General features: G+C 48.1%; 15 protein-coding genes. 12 read left to right on the top strand and 3 right to left on the bottom strand.

Going from position 1 to position 17,790, the window contains the following annotated elements; genetic code table 11:
* Positions 1-15 precede the first annotated feature (15 nt).
* The 3 genes from BLR06_RS03840 to BLR06_RS03830 form a co-directional block, all read right to left on the bottom strand.
* Complete coding sequence (locus BLR06_RS03840; protein ID WP_092068504.1) at positions 16-1,740, bottom strand: ABC transporter ATP-binding protein; 1,725 nt, start codon at positions 1,738-1,740, stop codon at positions 16-18.
* Positions 1,741-1,851: 111 nt separating this feature from the next.
* On the bottom strand, positions 1,852-2,820 hold the full coding sequence (locus tag BLR06_RS03835; protein WP_092068501.1) for an ABC transporter substrate-binding protein: 969 nt from the start codon (positions 2,818-2,820) through the stop codon (positions 1,852-1,854).
* A gap of 103 nt (positions 2,821-2,923) precedes the next feature.
* A complete protein-coding gene (locus tag BLR06_RS03830) occupies positions 2,924-3,808 on the bottom strand; it encodes an AraC family transcriptional regulator (RefSeq protein WP_217636823.1) in 885 nt (294 codons plus the stop codon).
* A gap of 466 nt (positions 3,809-4,274) precedes the next feature.
* On the opposite strand from BLR06_RS03830, the gene BLR06_RS03820 reads away from it, so the two are divergent.
* From BLR06_RS03820 to BLR06_RS03765, 12 genes are all read left to right on the top strand, one after another.
* Positions 4,275-6,509, top strand: coding sequence for a TonB-dependent receptor (locus BLR06_RS03820; RefSeq protein ID WP_092068492.1), 2,235 nt, complete (start codon positions 4,275-4,277; stop codon positions 6,507-6,509).
* A gap of 561 nt (positions 6,510-7,070) precedes the next feature.
* Complete coding sequence (locus BLR06_RS03815; protein WP_218039432.1) at positions 7,071-8,615, top strand: ATP-binding protein; 1,545 nt, start codon at positions 7,071-7,073, stop codon at positions 8,613-8,615.
* 194 nt (positions 8,616-8,809) lie between these two features.
* On the top strand, positions 8,810-9,088 hold the full coding sequence (gene yqfC / locus BLR06_RS03810) for a sporulation protein YqfC (protein WP_092068487.1): 279 nt from the start codon (positions 8,810-8,812) through the stop codon (positions 9,086-9,088).
* Positions 9,078-10,289, top strand: a complete 1,212-nt coding sequence (yqfD, locus tag BLR06_RS03805; RefSeq protein ID WP_092068485.1) for a sporulation protein YqfD — start codon at positions 9,078-9,080, stop codon at positions 10,287-10,289. Before yqfC ends, yqfD begins: the two co-directional genes overlap by 11 nt.
* Positions 10,290-10,309: 20 nt before the next feature.
* Complete coding sequence (locus BLR06_RS03800; RefSeq protein ID WP_245698007.1) at positions 10,310-11,278, top strand: PhoH family protein; 969 nt, start codon at positions 10,310-10,312, stop codon at positions 11,276-11,278.
* A 76-nt stretch (positions 11,279-11,354) separates the two neighbouring features.
* Positions 11,355-13,511, top strand: coding sequence for an HD family phosphohydrolase (locus BLR06_RS03795; RefSeq protein ID WP_245698006.1), 2,157 nt, complete (start codon positions 11,355-11,357; stop codon positions 13,509-13,511).
* Complete coding sequence (ybeY, locus tag BLR06_RS03790; RefSeq protein ID WP_092068477.1) at positions 13,420-13,890, top strand: rRNA maturation RNase YbeY; 471 nt, start codon at positions 13,420-13,422, stop codon at positions 13,888-13,890. The genes BLR06_RS03795 and ybeY overlap by 92 nt, the downstream gene beginning before the upstream one ends.
* Positions 13,890-14,237, top strand: a complete 348-nt coding sequence (locus tag BLR06_RS03785; RefSeq protein ID WP_092068474.1) for a diacylglycerol kinase — start codon at positions 13,890-13,892, stop codon at positions 14,235-14,237. Before ybeY ends, BLR06_RS03785 begins: the two co-directional genes overlap by 1 nt.
* 16 nt (positions 14,238-14,253) lie before the next feature.
* Positions 14,254-14,652, top strand: a complete 399-nt coding sequence (locus BLR06_RS03780; protein ID WP_173812581.1) for a cytidine deaminase — start codon at positions 14,254-14,256, stop codon at positions 14,650-14,652.
* Positions 14,646-15,539 (top strand): GTPase Era, encoded by an 894-nt coding sequence (gene era, locus BLR06_RS03775; RefSeq protein ID WP_092068468.1) that lies wholly within the window; start codon positions 14,646-14,648, stop codon positions 15,537-15,539. The genes BLR06_RS03780 and era overlap by 7 nt, the downstream gene beginning before the upstream one ends.
* A 173-nt stretch (positions 15,540-15,712) precedes the next feature.
* Positions 15,713-16,312, top strand: coding sequence for a DUF502 domain-containing protein (locus BLR06_RS03770; RefSeq protein ID WP_092068465.1), 600 nt, complete (start codon positions 15,713-15,715; stop codon positions 16,310-16,312).
* A 48-nt stretch (positions 16,313-16,360) separates the two neighbouring features.
* Positions 16,361-17,674 carry a hemolysin family protein gene (locus tag BLR06_RS03765; protein WP_245698005.1) on the top strand — a complete coding sequence of 438 codons (1,314 nt, stop codon included), beginning with the start codon at positions 16,361-16,363 and terminating at the stop codon, positions 17,672-17,674.
* The last annotated feature ends 116 nt before the right edge of the window (positions 17,675-17,790 follow it).

Genomic DNA, 17,790 nt, shown 5'->3' with positions numbered 1-17,790 from the left:
TTTGCCTCCTTGCTGCTACGCTCCGGCCTGCGCCCGATGCAGGCGGCTGTATATCCCGCCTTGTTGCAATAGTTGTTCGTGACTGCCTTGTTCCATGATGCCGCTTTCCGCCAATACTACGATGCGGTCGGCGTTGCGCACCGTCGCCAGCCGGTGGGCGATAACCAGTGTTGTACGTCCCTTGGACAGCTCAGCCAGAGATTGCTGGACTGCCGCCTCGGTCTGGGTATCCAGCGAGGAAGTTGCCTCGTCCAAAATGAGAATGGGCGGGTTCTTCAAGAACATCCGGGCAATGGAAAGCCGTTGCTTCTGCCCGCCGGAGAGCTTCACTCCACGCTCCCCGATGATGGTGTCAAGCCCGTCCGGTTGCTCCCGGATGAACGCGTCAAGCTGGGCTCGCCGGGCTGCCTCCCATATCTCCTGCTCCGTGGCGTCCAGCTTGCCGAACTGGATGTTTTCCCGGATCGTACCGACAAACAGGAAAACGTCCTGCTGCACCACACCGATCTGCCGTCGCAGGGAATACAGCGTCATATCCCGGATATCCAGGCCGTCGATGGTAATGTACCCGGCCTCCGGTTCGTAGAAGCGGGGCAGCAGGCTGCATAGCGTGGTTTTACCCGAACCGGAGGTTCCCACAAAGGCAACCGTTTCACCGGTGCAGATGGACAAATTAATATTCTTCAGCACGGCCTGTCCCTGGTTATAGCCGAAGGTAATGTTTTCATATCTGATATCGCCCCCCAGAGAGGTCGCCTCTACAGCATTGGCCGCATCCTTGATTTCCGGCTCGGTGTCCATGATTTCAAGGAAATTCTTAAAACCCGCCATGCCGTTGGGAAAGTGTACGGAAAAGGCGGTCAGCATCTGAACGGGCGTCACCATCACAGTTGCCAGCAGGATAAAGCTGAACAGCTCGCCGCTGCTCATGCCTCCGTTTAAGGTAAACCAGCTTGCTCCCAGCAGGGCCAGAAGCGGCAGCAGGTTGATGAAAATATAGGTAACGGCCTCATTTTTGGCAGTATTCTTGAAACCCTCGATTTTCGCCTCACAGAATTTTTGGTTGTCCTTCATGAACAGCTTCTTCTGATAATTTTCGTTGGCAAACGCCTGCACCACCCTGATACCGCCGATGCCGTCCTCCAGCCGGGATATAAATCCCCCAATGGCTCCGAACATACGCCCTCTGGCGGCCACCAGCCTTTGCATAAAGTAGATGTTAATGGCCAGCAGTATCAGGACAAAAACACCCAGTAAAAGCGCAAGCTGCCAATTGGCGCAAAACATCAGGAACAGGGCGCCGATCAGGGTAAATACCGCAATCAGGAAATGCTCCGGCCCGTAGTGGGCCATGTTTCCCACATCCAGCAAATCATTGGAAATTCGGGAGGCAAGCTGGCCTGTCTTATGGTTATCAAAAAAACGAAAGGAAAGCTTTTGCATGTGGGTGTAAAGCTCCGTGCGCAGGTCAGTTTCAATATACAGGCCCAGCCGCTCCCCCCAATAACCCACCACATATTTGAGGGCGGTATTGACCAGGTAGACACCCACAAGCGCGGCGCAGGAAGATAAAATTAAGTCCCAGTTCCCGGTAGGCAGCAGGGTGTCCACGATGTGACTCACTGTCAAGGGGAAAAGCAGCTCCAGCAGAGCCGCCGCCACCGCACAGAACAAATCCAGAAAAAACAACCTTTTGTAGGGGCGGTAGTATTTTAAAAAGCGTTTCAAGTTTTTAACCATTTTGCCTCCCTTTCATCGGTGATAGAGTAATTGGGGCAATAAGAAACCAGGCGCAGACCGCGCCCGGCTTAAGGGCAGAGATACATACAGTGTTCTTTTGCTCAATTCTGCCTATCTATGTAACACTTTGTCCGCAATTGTTTCAATCGCCAGTTTTATACCCAGCGGCGAGCCCGTTAGGCAAGCGGGGTCAAGGAAATATATCTTTCCTGCTTGCACGGCTTTTAACGATTTCCAGATATTCGAATCTTCGGTGCCCGCTTCCAAAAAAGTTGCTTTATAGCCTGTTTGCTCCGAACCAAGCTTGCCAATAATAAATATGTAATCAGGGTTGAACTCCGCTAATGACTCCAGAGATATCAGCCCGAATTCCTCCGGGCTTCCAGCCGGCGCCGTCAGACCAAGTCCGGTTTCATTGTCAAAGAAAACCTGCTGCCTGGTGACATTTGTGCCAATAGCGCCAAATGTGTTTTTGCCAAGGTCAAAAGCAATAAAGAAGGTTTTGTCTTTATATTCGGACAGTTTTTGTCTGGCATCAGCCATTAAGGCATCCACGTCGGCGATATATTGCTCTGCCTCTTTCTCAGCACCCAGGCATTCTGCATAATCGTACAGATTGGCTTCCCAGTCTTCGCTGTTAAACAAAACGGTAGGCGCTATTTTACTAAGATCATCATAAACCTCGGTATGTGTCGCCGTACCAATAATCAAATCGGGAGCAACTTCCAGTATTTGCTCCAAATTAGGTTTTGACGGATCGCCTACGTCAATGATTTCAATTTTATCTGCATACTGTTCGAGTGTTTCAAATCCGTGCATTGCCGTGTGGGCCAGCGCCGCCCCAACCGGAGGGTGACCGAGAACAATAAGTGTTTCAATGTGGCCGTAATACAGCACCACTACTCGTTCCGGCTTTTCTGCAAGCGTAATATTATGCCCGTAATCATCCTCCACTGTTCTGGGCCACGCCGTTTCCCCAGCACCGCCGTTTGTGCTATCCTTCGCAGGTGCCCCGGCACAGCCCGTCAGAAGACCTGTCAATAATGCGATTGAGACTAAAAGTGCCAGCAGTTTTTTCATTTTTCATTCCTCTTATATAGATATTAGTTAGTCTTATCTAACTCAACATCGGTAAGTATAACAAAACATGCTGGGCAAGTAAATGGACTTTTTTCGGTTGGAGCTATACTTTTCCCGCTTGCGCTTCTACCCGAAAATCCGTAGGTGAAATTCCTGTGACTTTCTTGAATATTCGGCTGAAATAATAGGAATCTATATAGCCTACACACTCCGCCACCTGCATAACAGGGCAGTTGGATATTCTTAGAAGCTCCTTGGAACGCTCGATACGAAGATCGGTCAAATAACGGACAGGTGTCATACCGATATGTCTTTGGAACAGCTCTGCAAACCGTTTTCCATCCATGCCATATTGCGCGGCAAGCTGGGCAATAGTAAACTGCCGTGAATAATTCTCATGAATAAAAGCAGTGGCGTCATCAATTAGTTCGCCGACATTGTCCCGTTGCTGCCTTTTTGCCGACACAACGATTTCTTCAATCAGGTGATAAAACAGGGAACGGCACCGCAGAACCGCCTGCCCGCCCTGTGTGGTATCGCTCACCAGCAACTTCAGCAGCATGTCCATCAAGCGGGGATTCGTCCCCACAGGAATATTGAAATGCCTGTGATAATATGGAAAGGAAGCGTATTCATGCTCCGGGATCTTATAGTGAACCAATGCGTAACGCCAAGTTTTGTTTCCAATCACCTCTTTGTCCAAGCGCATATCCGGCCCGGCATGAATTACCATGCCGGGCGTCATCACATAAGGCGTACGGTTGAACGTAAAGCAGGCGCTTCCCTCAATAGGAATGATAATGCCACCTGCCCTAGGGTATGTACTCCACCCTTCGCCCTTAAGCCCACTCGGAACGGCTTCAGAAACTGTATCAAAAAATGATATTGTTGCTTTAGAATAATAGTCCATGAGTTCATTTGCGTTAATTTTCATAGTTTCCCCCTGCGAACAGATTACGCCACGCTTCAGGTGATCCCGAAATTCCAACGGGGAAACGCCCGTCTATCCGCGAGCGCATGGGACGGCGCATTTCCGCTTGCGTATTGATAAAAAATGATTTAGCGGAATATAGGCTCCTCATAATTCCCGATAATCTTGGCAAGCAGGGTACGGTGGTACACGCGCCGTGCGTTTGCGAAAAAATCCCTGCCGTAATTTTTTGCAAACTGTTTGTTGGGGAAGTCTCCCCAATTCCCATTGAACTGTCAAAAACCCGGGAAAAATCCAGGTGTTTCAGACAGATATCCATTTACTTAATTTTTATTGCTTGCTATGCTGTAACCATTAGTTTTCTGATATTGATAATCATTATTATATCAGAAAAAAGCCATTATTTAAAAGTATTGCCATTTTTTTTTGCGGAGGGGGTTATAGCTCAATGACCTAACGGTCCTGTGGCTGGAAGCAGCTAGGTAGACAATGTATTTCCACCAGTAGAAGGAGTTGACACAGCATGAAGAAAAAATTGTCCCCTGCCAGAAAGCGTCTGCTTTACGTCCTGATCGGCAGCAGCCTGTTCTGGCACACGCCGGTAATAACCTATGCCGAGGATACGGCGGTAACGGCCGCAGCTGCCGGTGAGACTGATAGCCCAGCGGGTTCTGCCGCTCAAACAACTGCCGGTCAGCGTGAATTCAGCCTGGAAGGGATTGAAGTGACCGCCGGCAGGGATACTCTGCCCCCGGTCTACGCCGGCGGCCAGGTGGCCCGGGGCGGCAACGTTGGCATTCTGGGCAACAAGGATTTCATGGACACGCCCTTCAGCATCACCAGTTATACCGCCCAGACTATGGAAGATCAGCAGGCCAGTACCTTGTACGACGTGCTCAGCAACGATTCCTCCATCAGGTTCACCACCTCCAACGGACATTTTGTCGAAATGTATAAGATCCGCGGATTAGATGTAAGTTATCAGCATCTTTATTTTAACGGCATGCAGGGTTTGGCACACTTCGATCATATTCCGGTTGAATTTTTAGAACGGGTGGAAGTGCTCAAAGGACCCAGTTCTTTTCTCTACGGCGGCGTGAACACCTCGGTGGGCGGCGCTATCAACCTAGTGCCCAAACGCGCTAAGGAGGAAGACAGTAATTCTTTTACTGCCGATTATACCTCCTCATCCCAGTTAGGCGGGCATATTGACATAGGACGCCGCTTCGGCAAAAATAAAGAATTCGGTGTCCGCTTCAACGGGGTATATGCGGACGGCGACACCGAAACCGACGGACAGTCCAAGAAACGTCAGTTGGGCGCACTGGGGCTGGATTACCGTCACGACAGATGGCGTTTATCCCTGGATGCCTTCAGTTCTGAGGAATCGTTTGACAACGGCTCCGTTGCCATGTATGGTCTAGCCGGCGGCTACGTGAAGGCGCCGGACGGTTCCACCAACGTCTTTCCAGGCATCTATGGCAAAGGCCGGAATAATGGTTTTCTTTTTAAAAGCGAATACGATGTTAGCGGCAATGTAACCGCCTATGCCAGTATGGGCAAACTGGCAAACAGGGGAACCGGTTTTCTCTCCGGCACTAACGTCGTCGGTTTCAAGTCAAATGGAGACGGCACGATCAGTATGCTTAAGCAAAACTGGTGGCAAGACAGCGTTGCGGCCGAACTGGGCTTGCGCGGCAACTATCGGACCGGCGCGGTTAACCATCAACTGGCCGTAGGTTACAATGCTATGGATACGGAATCCGCCTTTGCCTGGAACCGGATAACCGGCATTGCGACAAATATTTATAACCCCACATCTCTCGCGTCCTATCTAGCCGCACTGCCGACCCCGTCCAAGTCGGCGAAAACCAGTGAAACCAATCTCTCCAGCCTGTTTATCGCCGACACGCTTTCTTTTAACGAGGAAAAAGTTCAGCTGACCCTGGGGGTACGGCAGCAAAATGTGCAAACCAAAAGCTTCAACGCCACAACCGGCGCCGTGACTGCCAAGTATGATGAAGACGCTACCACGCCGGCAATCGGGCTGGTAGTCAAGCCATGGGACGCTCCTGTATCGTTTTATGCCAACTATATCGAAGGTCTGAGTCCGGGATCGGAAGTAACCAATGTGGATGCAGTAAACTACAGGGAAGTATTTGCGCCGTACAAGAGCAAACAATACGAAGTCGGCGCAAAATGGGACCATGGTACCTTCGCCAATACGCTGAGCTTTTATCAGATCGAAAAACCCAGTGTGATTACGCTTACCCAAAGTGATGGCACGATCAAAGTCAGTGACGACGCGGAGCAGCGCAACCGCGGCATTGAATGGAACGCTTTTGGCGCAATCAATGACAAAGTGCGGCTGCTGGGCGGCATCGCCTATACGCGCGCCGAATATACCCGCGATGTAAGCACTAAGCAAGGCAATACTCCGTACGGCGTCCCCAAATATCAGGCTAATCTGGGCGTGGAATGGGATACTCCCTGGAATCCTGATTTAACCTTGAGTGTCCGGGCAATTTTCAGCAGTTCCCAATATGTCGATTCCACCAATACGGTAAAAATACCGAGCTGGGTGCGCTATGACATCGGCGCGAAGTACAAAACCGTCGTTAATAAAGTCCCGGTCACCTTCCGGGCCAGCGTGGAAAATGTATTTGACAGGAATTATTGGAGCGGCTTATTTGCCGACGGGTATGCCACGGTAGGCGGGCCCCGCACATTTAAATTGTCAGCGTCCATGCAGTTGTAAACAGGGGAGGCTCGCCATAAATACTGCAATACTGAATTCTATCTGCCGGCGGAGAACTTTTATCCAGCACGGATAAAACAACCCAGACCAATCCGGATATCTTCATTTATTTTGGTGTTGGGGTGACAGTTGATTACGTTGAAACCGTTCTAAAGGAGAACTCATATGGTTTGCGGCATAAGCTATATTGGTAGTTTGACAGTGTTATAACGACAAGAAAAACCATGTAATGCTGATGTTTCAGGCATTACATGGTTTTTCTTGTTGTTATAACGGTCCCAATCAAAACCGGACACTTGGCTTTTCCTGTGGCGATGGTTGCGAATGTTGGAATTTTAGTGGTTTCAGCCCTTGAGTAAAGAAGCATATTATATTAGCAATGAGAGGACAATTGTAGGGGCTGATGAAGGTAGGAATACTTGGTTAATCGCTAATGAGTTTGGCTTTTGCACCTAAAAAATACCATGTCACTTTTTACAAAGAGTTTCTTGGCATTATTTTTACGATTAGTGAGAAAATAAAGCTTATCATGTTGCAATTGCCGAAAGGGAGGCATAAATAATGTCACAATATAAAGGACGACTGACCTATGCTAAGGGGACTTATGTTGAGTTTGTTGTGGCTCCTAACCAGGATGTGGATTTTGGCGATATTTTAGCCGTAGAAGGTAATGATGGAGGGCGATTTTATGTCAGGGCTTATGATTTTAAAGTTAAATCGCGCTGGTCAGGCCTGAATGGCGTTGGGTATTTAATGAGTAAGCTTGATGAAAATGGGCAAGTTCAGGATCAGGAAGAACTAGAGTTTTATCTGGGAGGCAATCATACGGTTAAATTGGCGATGGCTGAGCAGTTATGCTATTCCGATGCCGCCGGAAACTTATTTAACCCTAAGACCTGTCCCGATTTTTTTTGTCAGGTCCGTTCCTTAAATGATGACGATACGGCTTTATTGTCCGAAATGAAAGGCGATTTGGAAATTGGCTTTTTAAAAAGCGGCCGCGGTATAATGGAATTGCCTGTTGGCATTTATGGTTCAAAGGCAATTACCGAACATATCGGTGTTTTTGGCACGACAGGCTCGGGCAAAAGCAATCTTGTCAAAGTTCTGGCAGGCTCAATTATTGATAATGGCAATTACGGTTTACTGGTGTTCGATGTTCATAATGAATATTTTAAGGATCTGTCCGCTCATCCACAGGCTAAGAAACGGCTTAGCGTGTACAACACCAATCCCCAGTCGGATCATTGTCAAAAGCTGCTGGTCAATTTTGACGAAATTGATCCTGAAGATATTACTGCCTGTGCGACCTTTACCGAACCGCAATTGGACGCTATCTATAAATTGTCATCGGTCTGGCAGGAAAACTGGATGAATTATGTGTTAAAGTATGATACCGCCGATATTATTGATGAACTGGCCGGTTGTACCGGTCAGAAGTTCCATTCCCGTACAATCAGCAAGATTAAAAGTATTTGCTGGAATCTGGAGCAGGAATTAAATGTTGGCGATCAGCAGCAAACGGTGATTGGTCATATGATGCAGGACTTAGAACAGGGTAAAGTGGTTTTGGTTGAATTGAAAAATATTTCTCCGGTTGGCGAGCAGGCGTTATCGACGCTTTTATCCAAAAAGCTGTTGCAAAATTATGCGGCAAAATCGGATGTTGACCGCAGTAAAGTAAAACCGGTGATGATTGTTTTAGAAGAGGCCCACCGCTTTCTGGGGAAAAAAGAACAAAGCAGCAATAATGTCTTTGCCCGGCTGGTCAGTGAAGCCCGTAAGTTTAATTTGGGTATGTGCGTGGTGGATCAGCAGCCCCGTTTATTGGCCGACAAGGTGTTATCCCAGCTCAATACACTGTTTATTTTAGGGCTGGCTTCCAAGGCTGACCGGACTAAGCTGGAAGCTATGTGCCGCAAAGATATTTTACAGCAGCGCAATGAGATTAAGAATCTGGAGTGCGGGGAAATGATTGTTGCGACGAACTACATGCGTTTCGCAGCACCGGTAAAAGTGCACAAATATGAGGATTTTTTGGTTAACCGGTACGGCGGTGCGGCTTTAACGCCTGCAGCTGTCCCGGTGCCGGGAGTTGGTTTTTAGCGAAAGGCTACAGTGTCCGCCGCTGCGATTTTTAAAATCGCGCGGCGTTTTTTTTACCAAAACCGCCGCCGGATGTTAACCGGCGGGGATCATACTGCAACCGCGGATGCAGCTTCCCGGCGCGGTCACCGGTTGTTTTCTGGTACTAATCTTTTATGATCGGCATACACTTCTATATGAAGGGAGGGAGTGGCATGCAATCGCGAAAACGCGGAAGATTACAGAGGCTGGCCGGTTTATTGGAAATTCCGCAGGATATTGTCATGGATTTGCCGAGAATTACTATGTTAGGCAATAAACAATTATTAATCGAAAACCATAAAGGCATAATCGAATACACCCCCTCAATGATCAGAATCAAGCTAAACCAGGGTGAATTAGTGATTGGCGGAACCGATCTGACCTTGGGCAATTTGCAGATAGAGCAAATCCTGGTTGAAGGTACGGTGGGGGAATTAAAGTATGATGTCTAAGCTGGCAAATTATCTGCAGGGGGCTGTACGGATAAGGGTAAGCGGCATGATGCCGGAAAAGTTGATTAATTTGTGTGTCACTCAGCATATTTCCTTATGGGGAATAACGAAACATAATGACGATCTGTTGGTATGGATGAAGCTGGGCGACTTTTTTACTATCCGGGAAATGGTCCGTAAAAGCCGCACCAGAATTACCATTGTACGACGGTATGGTTTTCCTTTTACGGCCAAGCGTCTTAAGCGGCGCAAAGTTCTATTGATCGGCCCGCTGGTTTTTTTTCTGGCCTTAAATATTTTGTCTTCATACGTATGGTTTGTTGATGTCATGGGTTTGAAAAATTTGCCTGACAGCAGGATAAAAGAAATTGCCTTCCAGCAAGGCTTAAAACCGGGGGCTTTAAAAAACGATATTAACACCAAACAGATTGAAAATGAAATTTTAATCACTCTGCCTGAAGTGGCGTGGATTGGCGTCAATTTTGTCGGTACCAGGGCGGTGATTGAAATTGTTGAAAAGACGGTTCCTAAACAGGAGGACAAATCACCGGCCAATCTTATTGCCGCTAAGGATGGGGTAATTACCGAAATTATTGTTTTGGCCGGGCAGACAATGCTGAAAAAGGGGGATACCGTCAAGAAAGGAGATTTGCTGATTCAAGGTATTGCCCCGGAAGCGCCGGAAGCAACTGTCAAACCGCCGGAGGCGCCCGTTCCGGAGCAGCCAATCAGGGCCAAGGGAATTGTTAAAGCCAGAGTGTGGTATGAAAGCTATGGCGAAACTGAGTTGGCGACGGCGGTTCATGAGCCTACCGGACGCCAGCAGCTGGGCGTTGTATTGAAAATCGGCTCGAATGAATTTGTCGTTAAAAAGCCTGACTTAACGCAGTTTGCGTTGTATGAGCAGGAAGCCATTCATAAAAAGCTGCCGTTGTGGAGGAATAGCGGCCTGATTGTCGAATCAAGTATAGATGTTTACCATGAGCTTGATACCAGTTGGCTGGAAATTACTTTGGAGCAAGCCCGCGACGCCGCTAGAACTAAGGCCTTGGATCAGCTTCAGCGGCTGATTCCCCAAACAGCTCATATTTTATCGCGAAATGTTGAAGTGATCAAAACCACCGAGCCTAATTTGGTGCGGGTAAAGGTTACCATTGAAGCAGAGGAAGATATTGTTCAAAGTGTCATGATTTCGCAATGATTAAAGGAGGAATATCATTTTTGCGGCAAAATTCGGAGAAACGGTTTCTGTTTGCAAGCGCTCAGGAGGCTTTGGGAATTTTAGGCCATAATGATGCGCATTTGAATATGATTTGCACTGCATTTTCCGCCCAGGTCGTCAGCCGGGGGGAGGAACTCATCCTTTCCGGTGCAGAGGACGAGGTTGATCAGCTGGCTAATTTGTTTGCGGAACTGCGCTATTTATATCGCCAGGGCCATCCGGTAACCGCTCATGATATTAAATACAGTATCCGTTTGCTGAAGGAAGGCCGGGACAGCAAGCTTCATGAAATGTTTGGCGATACGGTGCTTGTTACTGCCTACGGGCGGCACATCAGGCCCAAAACCTTGGGCCAGCTCGTCTATTTGCAGGCAATCCGCCATAATTATATTACGCTGGGAATAGGCCCGGCCGGAACTGGGAAAACTTATCTTGCAGTAGCAATGGCAGTTTTTTCCTTAAAAAACAAGTCCGTTAAGCGGATCGTCCTTACCCGGCCTGCTGTCGAAGCCGGTGAAAAACTGGGTTTTTTGCCAGGCGATTTGCAGGAAAAGGTAGATCCTTATTTGCGGCCGCTGTATGATGCGCTGGAGGATATTCTGGGTACGGACACCTTTCAGAAATATATGAGCAAAAACATCATTGAGGTTGCGCCGCTTGCTTATATGAGGGGGCGGACGCTTGACGATGCTTTTATTATTCTTGATGAGGCGCAGAATACAACGCCGCCCCAGATGAAAATGTTTTTAACCCGGCTGGGATTTGGTTCGAAAATGGTGGTTACCGGGGATTTAAGTCAGACCGATTTGCCTTACGGAACTATATCCGGTCTGAGACAAGCCCAGCAGATTCTTAACGGTATTACCGGCATTGAGTGTATAACCTTGAATGAAAGCGATGTTATCAGACATGAAATTGTAGGCCGGATCATTAAGGCCTATGACCGATACGAGCAGGAACAACATTAAATTTATACCATTAGGTATAGTGTGAAAGGGTTGAATAGATTTGATATCGCTCAACAATAGGCTGCGGGATCTGTTTATGCAACCCAACAGCATTTTTGCTAAGCCGGTTGCGCGGCGAATACTACTGGGATCGGCTTTTTTCGTTTTGTTTATGATTGTTTTGTCGGCTGATATTATTCCGGACAAGGTTTCGTTTCAGGTGGGGCAGGTAAGTGACCGCGATGTTGTTGCCCCGCGAACAATCTCTTATGTGGATAGTATCAAGACCAAAAAACTTGAGGCCGAGGTTTTGGCCAGTGTGGCCAATGTCTATGATCTTGATGTGGCGGTATTGACGAAAGCTGAAGAAAACGTCGGTGCGGTTTTTCAATCCGCCCGGTCTGTTTTAGCTGATAAAAGCTTAGCTGCCGGCGATAAACGGCTGGAGAGGCTTCAGCAGGTTTTGCCTGTTTCTTTGCCCAGTCTGAGCCTGAATGGCCTGGTAAGCCTGGATGAAGCCGGCCTGGCTAAAGCGCAGGAGCATACCGTTACTTTGTTAAGGAAATATTTTCAGCGGGGTATCCGCGACGACGAGCTTAATGTAACCAGAAAGCATATTGTCATCGAAACGGAAGAGCTGGGGCTTGATCAGAATGTTGAGGCCGTAGTGGCTGGGCTGACCCAGCAATTGCTTAAGCCTAATTATATTCTTAATGTACGCGAAACGGACAAACGCAAGAAGTCAGCGCTGGACAGCATTGAGCCTGTCCGTGAAACAATTAAAAAGGGTCAGGTTGTTGTCCGGCGCGGCGATGTGGTAACTGTTGAGCAAATTCACGCAATGGAGGAGCTTGGCTTATATAAAGGACAGCTAAGTGAATTGCGGATTTTTGGTTTGTCAATTTTTGTACTGACTGTCATTGGAATGTTGCTGGGCTATTTATATAAGTTTGCCTATCCGGTTTATGCCAATGACCTGCATTTGGTATTGCTGGGGTTAATTTTACTGGTGGCTCTTCTTTTAGGAAAGGGCGCCCATTACTACTCTGATTTTGCCGCTCCCATTGCGACCGGCGCCCTGTTGGCGGCAATTCTGATTGACGCCCGCGTTGGCCTGGTGGTCAGCCTGGCCCTGTCGATGTTGTTCGGGGTTATTGTGGACCATGATTTGCGGGCTGTTGCCGCTGCTTTGATTGGCAGTGTGGTGGGGGTATTCAGCGTATCAAAAATGACGCATGGCTATAGCTTAATTAAAACCGGCCTGTGGATTGCCGCGGCTAATTTCCTGGTGATTGGAGCAACCGGCCTGATGCAGCAGATGGACGCTTATCCGGTTCTGATGCAGGGCTTGCTGGGAATTTTCAGCGGTATCGGCGCCGCCGTAATCACCACCGGCTTACTGCCATATCTTGAGCATACCTTTAATATAACCACACCGTTAAAATTACTGGATTTAGCCCAGTCCAATCATCCTTTGATGCAGCGATTGCTGCTGGAAGCGCCCGGCACCTATCATCACAGTGTTTTGCTCGGTAATCTTGCTGAGGCTGCGGCGGATCTAGTCGGCGCCGATCCTGTCACGGTAAGAGTTGGTGCCTGCTATCACGATATCGGCAAAATTAAGCGGCCCTACTTTTTCGTTGAAAATCAATTTGGCGCCGAAAACCCTCATGATAAGATCGCTCCGTCATTAAGTACGCTGATTGTCACCGCTCATATTAAGGACGGCGTGGATTTGTGCCGCGAGTATCGTTTGCCGCCGGTGATTATTGATATTGTTCAACAACATCACGGAACTATGCTGGTGTCTTATTTCTATAAAAGGGCAACGGAAAACGAGCATGGCGACTGCGTTATCGAAGCTGACTTCCGTTATGAGGGCCCCCGCCCGCAAAGCAAGGAGGCAGCGCTCATTATGCTGGCAGATGCCTGTGAAGCTGCAGTAAGATCATTGGCCAAGCCCAATGTTAACCGCATTGAGGCAATGGTGCGCAAAATTATTCGCGAGCGTTTGCATGACGGCCAGCTGGATGAATGCAATCTAACGCTAAGAGATTTAAATACGATTGGCGATGCCTATATTAGGATTTTATCCAGCATGTTCCATACGCGGATTGAGTATCCTGACGCCATCAAGGAACTCGAGAGGAGAAAAAGCAAGAATGGAAATTGTATTAAGCAACTTGCAGGAAAAGATGATGGTAACGCCGCAGCTGGAGGAAATTCTGACGGCGGTATTAAAAAAGACGGCTGAGCTGTATGATGTAGATGCCCGGACCGAGGTGAGCGTAGTGTTGGTTGATGATCGCTATATCAAGGCATTGAACCGCGATTATCGCGGCAGGGATTATGCTACTGATGTGCTGTCTTTTGCTTTGAATGAAGGCGATGAGCCGGAAATCATTGACGGTTCGCCGGAAAACCTGCTTGGTGATATTATTATTTCACTGGAAACGGCGGCAAGGCAAGCCCATGATTATGGACATAGCCTGGAGCGGGAAATTGCCTTTTTAACCGTTCACGGCATGCTGCATTTATTGGGTTATGATCATGAAGTGGAAGAGGAGCGGCGGGAAATGCGGCAGGAAGAAGAATTTGTTTTGGGCAAGCTGGGCATTACCCGGGACCCTTGATGGCGCGCTGGATCAAAGCCTTTAAGAATGCCGGCCGGGGCTTTAGCTACTGCCTCGGTTCGGAACGGAACTTTAGGATTCATTGCCTTGCCGCCGGCGCTATGCTGATTGTGGCCTGGCGCCTGAATTTCGACCGCATGGAAATGATGGTGCTGGCTATCGTAATTGCCGGTGTTTTTATTGCTGAAATGTTTAATACTGCGCTGGAGAAGACGGCGGATATGATTAAGCCCGAATTTCATCCCCTGGCCAAAATTGTTAAGGACGTTGCCGCCGGAGCGGTGCTGGTTGCCGCCGTGGCGGCGGCGTTCATTGGCTGTATTTTGATTTATGGCAAGTTGTTTTAATCAGGGAGGTTAAATTTTGGAGGAGTTAGTTAAAGCCGCCCGGGCGGTCAGAGATAAAGCTTATGCGCCTTATTCGGGGTTTAAGGTTGGTGCGGCCGTGTTAAGCGGCAGCGGTAAAATCTATTCCGGCTGCAATGTTGAAAATGCATCCTATGGGTTGACCATTTGCGCCGAACGTACCGCTGTATTTAAGGCGGTAGCGGAAGGTGAGACCGAGTTTTCGGCTCTGGCCGTTGTTGCGGATACGTTAAGGCCAACTGCGCCCTGCGGCGCGTGCCGTCAAGTAATGGCGGAGTTTGGTATCAGCAAAATTATTATGTGCAATACTAAGGGCGAGCAGCGTGTTGCCACGCTGGATCAACTGCTGCCGGCTGTTTTTGATAAGCATGATTTGACTGGAGATGGTAAATGTTGAAGGCAGAACACAAATCGGGTTTTGTTTCAGTGATTGGCCGGCCGAATGTAGGCAAGTCAACGCTGATTAATAGTTTAATTGGTCAAAAAGTAGTGATTATGTCGGACAAGCCGCAAACCACCCGGAATAAAATTTTATGTGTGCTGACTTTGGAGGATGCCCAGATTGTATTTATTGATACTCCTGGTATCCATAAACCAAAGCACAAGCTTGGCGAGTATATGGTACATACAGCGGAAAACACGTTGCGCGAGGTAGAAGTAATTTTGTTTGTGGTGGACGCGACGGAAGAATTAGGCGCGGGCGAGCGGTATATTCTGGAACGGCTGGCTGGTATTAAAACTCCGGTGGTACTGGTGGTCAATAAAATCGATCTGATTGATAAGAAGCGGGTATTGCCGATTATTGACGGCTATGTCAAGTGCCGTGAGTTTGCCGGAGTTGTGCCGATTTCGGCCAAGGAACATACCAATTTAGCTGGCCTGGTGTCTGAGCTTAAACAATATTTACTGCCTGGTCCGCAATATTACCCCAGCGATATGGTTACCGACCAACCTGAACGCCTAATCATTGCCGAGCTGATCCGGGAGAAAGTGCTGCAGGTCACTCGTGAAGAAATACCCCATGCCATTGCTGTTGATATCGAGGAGATTACTACCCGCAGCAATGAAACATTGTATATCCGGGCGGTTGTGTATGTGGAAAGGGAATCGCAAAAAGGCATTGTCATTGGCGCAGGCGGAAAACTGTTAAAGGACATTGGCGCAATGGCCAGAAGTGATATTGAAAATTTGCTGGGCTCTAAAGTGTTTTTGGATTTGTGGGTTAAAGTGAAAAAGGACTGGCGGAACCGTGAAGGCATACTCCGCAATTTCGGTTATGATTGAGCAAAAGTCTGGCAAAAGCTGCCAGGCTTTTTTACATGTTTTGCGTACCCACTTTATGTCCTTCGGGTACTTTGCGGTTTAATCTCGTTTTCTCTGTCTGCCCGTACAGCGATTGTTACAATTGATTGACCGATATTGGTTTGAATGGTATCATTTGTTAAGAGGGGTGGAATATGAAGTTTATATCCAAGTATTTTATCAACGGGTTAATTGTTATTGTTCCGATCGCAATTACCGTCTATGTCATTGTCAATATTTTTTCCCTGGCCGAAACTCTGTTAGGCCGCCACTTACCGGTACAATTTCCGGGGCTGGGCCTTATTGCTGTCATAGTATTGATTTTGCTGGTGGGCTGGCTGTCTTCACACTGGATGTTAATACGCCTGTTAGGTTTGGGCGAACAGATGCTGTGTTCAATCCCCGTTGTTAAAGTGATCTATAAAAGTGTTAAGCAAGTATCCACTGCCGTGTTGGAATCTCCTAATTTATTTAAGCAGGCAGTTTTAGTGCCTTATCCGCACGCCGGCGTAAAAGCCTTGGGTTTTGTTATGGCTGAGCTATCGCCGCCGTTAGCAGAAAATTTTACGGAGGAAAATATCTGTGTTTTTATCCCCTGGAGTTTGAATATGACTTCCGGCATCAATATCTTTGTTCCTAAGCGGGATATTATCTATTTGCAGGTGACCAGCGAAACAGCCCTGCAATATGTGATTACCGCCGGAGCAATTATGCCCGGCAATGAAAACAGCGGGGATACGGTAAAAACGATTTAAAACATATCGCGGTCAGGTGTATCTGGCCAGCGAGGGAGAGATGCGAGTTTGGATTGGTATGACTTGGTTAAGTTTTTGGCCGCCCTGATGTTGGTGGGCTTCAATGGTTTTTTTGTCGTTGCCGAATTTTCTCTGGTCAAGGTGCGGAAAACGCGATTGGAAGAACTGGTACAACAAGGAAACCGGCGGGCCGAGCTGGCGCTAAAGGTTGTCTCTTCATCCGATACCTATGTCGGGGCAACACAACTGGGGATAACTTTGTCATCACTAGCGCTGGGCTGGTTAGGAGAACCGGCAGTAGCGGCGCTGATTACGCCGGTTCTGGCGGCGTATCTGCCCGGCCTGGCTGGGCTGCATACGGTAATCAGCATTGCCATAGGATTTATCATTATTACCTTTTTACATATTGTGCTTGGTGAAATTGTACCAAAATCGCTGGCGATTCAGCGAGCCGAGAATATGGCTTTATTTGCCGTTGGACCGCTTTATATCTTTCACAAAATTGGCTATCCTATGATTATACTGTTCAATCAGGCCGCCAGGGCAATCTTAAATCTGCTGGGCGTTAAAGCCGCTTCGGAAGCTGATCTGGCTCATTCCGAGGAGGAACTCAGGATGCTGGTCAGCGCCAGTCACCGTGGCGGCGTTCTAAACCAGATGGAAAGCGAACTGATTGATAATGTATTTGATTTTGCCGACCGTTTAGCCCGCGAAATCATGGTACCGCGTCAGGACATGATCTGCCTGTTTGCCGAAGACTCCTATGAGGAGAATATTGAGGTAGTCAGGAACACCAATCACACCAGGTACCCACTTTGTCTGGAGGATAAGGACCATGTGATCGGGATGATCCATTTGCGTGATTTTATGGACTTTGAATCCTGCAACATGGCGGCCAAGGATTTAGGGACAATTATGCGGGAAATATTGGTTGTTCCTGAAGGAATGTCGGTAGCCAAGTTGCTGCAGCTGATGCGCCGCAAGCGTATTCACTTGGCTGTGGTAGCTGATGAATACGGTGGGACTGCCGGACTGGTGGCTCTTGAGGACATTATCGAGGAAATTGTCGGTGACATTCAGGATGAGCACGACGAAGTTCAGGAAATTGATATTCAGCGCCTTAGTGACGGATCGTATGAATTTGATGGCCGGGTATTGCTTGATGATGTTGCCGAGCTTCTGAATATCCGGCTGGAAGAACATGATGCGGATACGATTGGCGGTTATATCTTCGGCATTTTAGGCCGGCGTCCGGAGATCGGCGATGCCGTTCCCATTGGCGACTACAGCTTTACAGTTCTTAAAGTTAACGGTTTTCGCATTGTTCGGGTAAAAGCTGCATCTCTACCTGATTTTAGTTAGAGCGGTTGATTGAAAAACTAACAGTTGCGAAAGGATGATGTCAATGTTGTTGGGAAATGTTATGTGGGAAATTTTCCAGAATACGGGACATATTGAAGCATACCTGATTTATCGTT

The organism is Dendrosporobacter quercicolus (assembly GCF_900104455.1).
GTDB classification, from domain to species: domain Bacteria; phylum Bacillota; class Negativicutes; order DSM-1736; family Dendrosporobacteraceae; genus Dendrosporobacter; species Dendrosporobacter quercicolus.
The sequence above is the reverse complement of the archived record's forward strand: the minus strand, read 5'-3'. Positions and strand labels throughout refer to the sequence as shown.